This is a genomic window from Streptomyces purpurogeneiscleroticus, from assembly GCF_020024005.1.
In the GTDB taxonomy this organism is placed as follows: Bacteria; Actinomycetota; Actinomycetes; order Streptomycetales; family Streptomycetaceae; genus Streptomyces; species Streptomyces purpurogeneiscleroticus.
On record NZ_NHSG01000033.1, the window covers coordinates 1 to 6,219 of the forward strand.

Consider the following 6,219-nt stretch of genomic DNA (forward strand, 5'->3'; position numbering starts at 1 on the left):
TCGTACGCTGCCGACGGGCCGGCCGCCGCCGAGCATCGGCTCCCCGGCGAACGCGGTGAGGAGTTCCGGATCGACGCCCGCGTGTGCCAGGGCGGCAGCGGCGACGGGTATGCGCGCCCGGTTCGCCCCGTCGGCGATCTTCACGGCGATGGCGCTGCCGTCCGGCAGCGCGGCGACCTGGACGCCTTCGAAGCCGTCCTTGGCCAGCAGCCCGGGAACCGCACGCATCAGCGCGGCGACGTCCCGTCCGGCGCCGGAGGCCGTCTCGGGGTACTCGCGCATGGCGTCCGCCACGCGCGCCTCGGCGGTGCCGGGCGCGGCGGTGGTGATGCGGGCGGCGGCGCGGGCGAGGCCGTGCAGGGAGACGGCGAACAGCGGGGCGCCGCAGCCGTCGACGGTGACCTGCGCGATGTGCTGCCCCGTGAGGTCCTCGACGGTCTCGGCGATCACTGTCTGGAGCGGGTGGGCGGGAGCGAGGTAGCTCTCCAGCGGCCAACCGTTGAGCAGGCAGGTGTAGAGCATCGCGGCGTGCTTGCCGGAGCAGTTCTGGGCGAGCCGGGAGGCCGGGCGGTGCTCGCGGACCCAGAGGTCACGGACGGCCGGGTCGTACGGCAGGTCCGGGACGTTGCGCAGGTCGTCCTCGGCGGCTCCGGCGAGATCGAGGATCCGCCGGGCTCCGGCGAGGTGGCGTTCCTCGCCGGAGTGGCTGGCCGCGGCGAGGGAGAGCAGTTCGCCGTCGAGCGGGAGCCCGGCCCGCACCATGGCGACGGCCTGAACGGGCTTGAGGGCCGAGCGCGGATAGCAGGCGGCTTCCGTGTCACCGAGCCGGAAGCGGACCTCGCCGTCGGCACCGAGGACGACGACGGAGCCGTGGTGGAGGCCCTCGACCAGCCCGCCACGGAGGACGTGGGCGACGGGGGCGTGGCGGGGTTCGCGGAGGGGAGGTGCCGCCGCGAGGGGCCGTGCGTCCGTGTCGGACGCATCGGCGAAGGAACGATTCTGCGGGTGGTGCATCTGTGTCTCTCTCGACCAGGGGTGGGTCGTCGTGGACGGTGGGCCGTCGTGAACCGGTACGCGGGTCACGCGTCGGTCCCGGTGGCGGCGCGCCCGATACGGCCGCGGATGCCGTACCAGCCCGCGACCAGCGCTCCGATGATCAGCGGCAGGCACAGCACGGTGGTGCGGCCGGCGCCGCCGTCGGCGTACATGAGGACCAGGACGGAGGCGAGGAACGCCAGCGTCACGACTTCGGTCCAGGGGGAGCCCGGCAGCCGGAAGCCGGGGCGGGTGAGCTCGCCCTTCTGGGTCTTCTGCCAGAAGAGCAGGTGGCAGATCATGATCATGCCCCAGGTGGCGAGGATGCCGATCGCCGCGAAGTTGAGCACGATCTCGAACGCGTCGGCGGGAACCACGTAGTTGAGGCCGACGCCGAGGACGCAGATGCTGCTGGTGAGCAGGATGCCGCCGTACGGCACCTGGCTGCGGCTCATACGGGCGGTGAACCGCGGCGCCGAGCCGCTGACGGCCATGGAGCGCAGGATGCGCCCGGTGGAGTACAGGCCGGAGTTGAGCGAGGACATGGCCGCGGTGAGCACGACGAGGTTCATCACGCCGCCGGCCGCCGGGACGCCGATGCGGGACAGCACGGTCACGAAGGGGCTCTCGTCGGCGCTGTACGCGGTCCAGGGCAGCAGCATCGACAGCAGGACGACCGAGCCGACGTAGAAGACGCCCACTCGCCACATGATCGAGTTGATCGCCTTCGGCATGATCTTTTCGGGGTTCTCGGTCTCCCCGGCCGCGACGCCGACCAGTTCGACGGAGGCGTACGCGAACACGACGCCCTGGATGATCAGCAGCATGGGCAGCAGGCCGCCGGGGAAGATGCCGCCGTTGTCGGTGATCAGGGAGGGGCCGGGCGTGGTGCCGTCGATCGGTTGCTGGGTGACCAGCAGGAAGATGCCGATACACATGAAGAGCACCAGTGCGCCGACCTTGATGATGGCGAACCAGAACTCCAGTTCGCCGAAGATCCGCACCGAGATGAGGTTCACGGTGAGGACCACGGCCAGGGCGATGAGGGCGATCACCCACTGCGGGATGTCGGAGAACATGCCCCAGTAGTGGGTGTAGGTGGCCACGGCGGTGATGTCGGCGATGCCGGTGGTCGCCCAGTTGAGGAAGTACATCCAGCCCGCGGTGTACGCGCCCTTCTCGCCCATGAACTCACGGGCGTAGGACACGAAGGCGCCGGAGGAGGGGCGGTACAGGACCAGTTCGCCGAGGGCCCGTACGACGAGGAAGGCGAACAGGCCGCAGACGGCGTACGCGAGGAAAAGGGACGGTCCTGCGTCGGCGAGCCGGCCGCCGGCGCCGAGGAAGAGGCCGGTGCCGATGGCACCGCCGATGGCGATCATGTTGACGTGCCGGGACTTCAGGGACTTGCTGTAACCCGCGTCTCCGGCGTCGATGTGGCCGGACGAGGGGCGCGTCTCGTCTTTGAGATGCTGTTCGCTCACGCCTCGGGTCTGCCTTCCGTAGGTATGTCCGTACGTGTGGGGCGCACGATGTCGGTGAGGGTGGTGTCGACGCGGTCGAGATGGTGGGACATGGCCGCCACCGCGTCGTGCTCGGAACCGTCGATCAGCGCCTCGACGATCGCCCGGTGCTCCTGATTGGATCGCTCGCGCCGGCCGCCCAGGTCGTTGAGGAACGCCGACTGACGCGCCAGTGCGTCGCGGATCTCCTCGATGACCCGGCGGAAAACCGGGTTCTGGGCCGCTTCGGCCACGGTGAGGTGGAAGAGGCTGTCCATCGCGACCCACGCGGTGGTGTCCGTCTCCCGCTCCATCCGGTCGAGGAGGCGGGACAGGTGGTCCAGGTTTTCCGGGGTGCGGCGCAGTGCCGCGTAACCGGCCACCGGAATCTCGATGTGGCGGCGCACCTCCAGCAGGTCGCTGGCCGCGTAGTCGCCGAAAGTGGGGTCCTCGACGGTGGTCGCGACCACGAAGGTGCCCTTGCCGGTCCTGGAGACGGTCAGGCCCATGGTCTGCATGGCCCGGAGCGCCTCGCGCAGCACGGGCCGGCTGACCTCCAGAGTGCGGCACAGCTCCGCTTCGGAGGGAAGCTTGTCGCCGATGGCGTACTCGCCGCGTTCGATGGCGCCCCGGAGGTGGGCGAGCACCGCTTCCATCGCGCTGACGCGCCGCGGCATCCGGCCACCTGTCTGGCTGTCTGACAGGTCCATGGGGGTGATCCTGCGGGCTGTGCGACGGCGGTGTCAAGACTTGGCTTCCCGGGACTGAAGAGAAGGTGAAGCTGCAGGTGCACAGCGTGCCCGGCGCTTCACCCGAACCCCGCCCCTCGCTCGGGGGGAATTCGCAGCGGACATCCGCCGTGCCTGCCGTGCGGCGGTATGGCGGGTTCGAGGTGCAGAGCGCGGACCGTACGTGGTGTTCAATTCGCGGTTAGGCCCAGCAGGCGGCCGCTCCCTCGCGGAGCGGCCGCGGCCTTCGCTCGGGACACCGATCCCGGTGCCCGTGCCTCCCGTGTGAGGAGGAAACCTCATGCACGTCACACCACCCTTCCCTCCCGGAAAGCTGCGACGGAGCGCCGCTGCCGCCGCCGTGACCACCCTGCTGCTGTGGGCGAGCGCCGGCCAGGCGGACGCCGTCCGGCAGGCACCCTCGGGCGGTGACGCCCCGCCCGCCGCCGGTGTTGCCGCCGACGTGGTGAACGCCTACGTCTACGGCTACCCCCTGGTCCTGACCCAGGCCACGCGGCAGCTGAGCACCAATGTCGCCCGCCCGAACGCCGCCACCCTCCAGGCGCCGGTCAACCGGTTCGCCACGGCGGACAACGTTCCCAGCCCCGAGTTCAGGACGGTGGTCTCACCCAATGTGGACACCCTGTACTCCTCGGCCTGGCTGGACCTGAAGGCCGGGCCGGTGGTCCTGCACGTGCCCGACACCCGGGGCCGCTACTACCTGATGCCGATCCTCAGCGCATGGACGGACGTCATCGCCTCGCCGGGCAAACGGACCACCGGCACCAAGGCGGGGGACTTCGCCGTCACCGGGCCCGAGTGGCACGGCACCCTCCCTGCCGGTGTCAAGCGGATCAAGTCCCCGACCGACTCCGCCTGGATCATCGGGCGCACCCAGCTCAACGGCCCTGCGGACCTCCCCGCCGTACGCGCCCTGGCGGCGCAGTACACCCTGACGCCGCTCAGCCGGTACGGCCGTGCCTACACCCCGCCCGCGGGCCGGGTCGACCCGTCCGTGCCCACCACCCCGCCGGCGGACCGCGTCGCCCGCATGGACGCCACGGCGTTCTTCTCCCGGCTGGCCTCGGCCATGGCGACCAATCCGGCCGTCCCGGCGGACGCCCCCATGGCCGCCACCTTGAAACGGCTCGGCATCAGCCCGGGCAAGCCGTTCGACATCAACGCGAAGGGAACGGCCACCGCACGGGCACTGCGTGAAGCCGTCACCGCGGGCCAGCAGAAGATCCAGAAAGCGGTGTCCGGCCTCGGCGAGGACGTCAACGGCTGGCGGGTCGCGACCGACCTCGGCCGCTACGGGACCGACTACCTGCGCCGGGCCGCCACGGCCTGGCAGGGCCTGGGCGCCAACCTGCCTCAGGACGCCGTCTACCCCACCGTCTTCACCGACAGCAAGGGCCGGCAGCTGACCGGTGAACGCCGGTACACCCTCCACTTCCCGCCCGGCCGCACCCCGCCGGCGAACGCCTTCTGGTCCCTGACCATGTACGACCAGCAGGGCTTCCTCGTGCCCAACGCCCTCAACCGCTACGAGATCGGCCACACGGTCAAGCCCAGGCCCAACAGCGACAACTCCGTGGACATCTACATTCAGCACGACCCGCCGGCAGCCGGCAAACAGGCCAACTGGCTGCCCGCACCCACAGGGCCGTTCAACGTGATGCTCCGCATGTACTGGCCGCGGCAGTCCGTGCTCGCCGGTACCTGGACCCCGCCGCCGGTCATCACCGCGAGCGGCCCCGCCGCTCCGGACGAACTGGCCCGCACCGGCGACGACGGGGTGGGATTCCTCGCCGCCGGCGCCGCGCTGTGCCTGGCCACCGGAGGCGCCTTGATCGTCCTGGCCCGTCGCCACGGGACGGCCTCCCGCTCCTGACGGCAACGTCCCCGTGACGGTGACACCGGCCGCATGCGCGGCGTACGCCACGTCGCGTACGCCGCGTTGCGGCCCTGCGTAGGCTCGTCGTGTGCAGTGGCATCCGGTGCTCGGCTTCATGGCCGCGGTCATACCCCTGACATTGATTCCCGGCACGAGCTTCACGCTGGTCACGCAGCAGGTGTTTGCTGGTTCGCGAGTGGATGGTGTGCGCGTCGCATTCGGCTCGGCGTGCGGGCTCTTGGTCCATGCGACGTTTGCCGCGGTCGGTCTGTCCGCCCTCGTCATGTCGTCGGCTCGGGCGCTGACGATGGTGAAGCTCCTGGGCGGTGTCTATCTCATCTGGCTGGGTGTGACGACGTGGCGTTCTGCACGTCGAGGCGTGGAACCTGCGGCACGCGGGCGGTGGCGCCTGCCGTGGGCCCAACTCGGAGGATTCGGCCAGGGACTGTGGTCCAACGTCCTCAATCCGAAGGCCGCGTCGGTGTATCTCACCCTGGTGCCGCAGTTTCTGACCTCCACCCGCCCTGTCGGGCCCCAGATTGCCACGCTTGCGATCGCACATATAACCGTCGTGTTGGTATGGCTGCTGTTCTGGACATCAGTGATCGCCACCGCGCGCACGGCAATCGACACACCTCGATTCCGGCGGGGGATGAGCCGCCTGGCAGGAGCCGTACTGGTGGCCTTCGGGGTGCGGACAGCGGCGGAAAGCTGAGCCTGCCCGGTTTAGCCGCCACACAGTTTTCGGTCAACTCGGAGAACACCCGTTGTCGCAGGTCACAAGGCTGTCTGCGCCATCGGAGCACCCGCGAGTGGTCACTGGTCCGTCACTGGTTTGTCGAATCGTCTCCAAATCTTGAGCACAAAACCCACACATCCCTCTCTTCAGACGGGCCCCGATGGTTTAGATTGACCCTGCTTCGCATGCCATGACACGAAGCGACAAATGATGATCTATGGGGCGGTTCCGTGCTGCCCGGATGGATTACTCAACTGGCGCCGGCACAGCCGAAATGTCATGCGCGGTGCGGAGACGGGGGCCTCCCGGGGGGAGGGA

5 protein-coding genes are annotated in these 6,219 nt (G+C 69.8%); 2 read left to right on the top strand and 3 right to left on the bottom strand.

The features are described 5' to 3' along the window. From CCS38_RS00885 to CCS38_RS00895, 3 genes are all read right to left on the bottom strand, one after another. Positions 1-1,014, bottom strand: a 1,014-nt coding sequence (locus tag CCS38_RS00885) for an asparaginase (RefSeq protein ID WP_223731245.1), incomplete at its 3' end; no start/stop codon positions are given. A 65-nt stretch (positions 1,015-1,079) separates the two neighbouring features. Beyond that, entirely contained in the window at positions 1,080-2,519 is a 1,440-nt protein-coding gene (locus CCS38_RS00890; protein ID WP_223731246.1) for an amino acid permease, read from the bottom strand. Then, entirely contained in the window at positions 2,516-3,193 is a 678-nt protein-coding gene (locus tag CCS38_RS00895; protein ID WP_223731249.1) for a FadR/GntR family transcriptional regulator, read from the bottom strand. The genes CCS38_RS00890 and CCS38_RS00895 overlap by 4 nt, the downstream gene beginning before the upstream one ends. A gap of 373 nt (positions 3,194-3,566) precedes the next feature. Between CCS38_RS00895 and CCS38_RS00900 the strand changes: the two genes are divergently transcribed. Both CCS38_RS00900 and CCS38_RS00905 read left to right on the top strand, forming a co-directional pair. Next, complete coding sequence (locus CCS38_RS00900; protein WP_223731247.1) at positions 3,567-5,159, top strand: DUF1254 domain-containing protein; 1,593 nt, start codon at positions 3,567-3,569, stop codon at positions 5,157-5,159. A gap of 91 nt (positions 5,160-5,250) precedes the next feature. Further along, the gene (locus CCS38_RS00905; RefSeq protein ID WP_223731248.1) at positions 5,251-5,877 is read left to right on the top strand and encodes a LysE family translocator; all 627 of its coding nucleotides are present in this window, start codon (positions 5,251-5,253) and stop codon (positions 5,875-5,877) included. Positions 5,878-6,219 lie beyond the last annotated feature (342 nt).

Coding starts and splice junctions, on each gene's coding strand:
- CCS38_RS00895 (WP_223731249.1), bottom strand. CDS start 3,193: ATGGAAGCGGTGCTCGCCCACCTCCGGGGCGCCATCGAACGCGGCGAG.
- CCS38_RS00900 (WP_223731247.1), top strand. CDS start 3,567: ATGCACGTCACACCACCCTTCCCTCCCGGAAAGCTGCGACGGAGCGCC.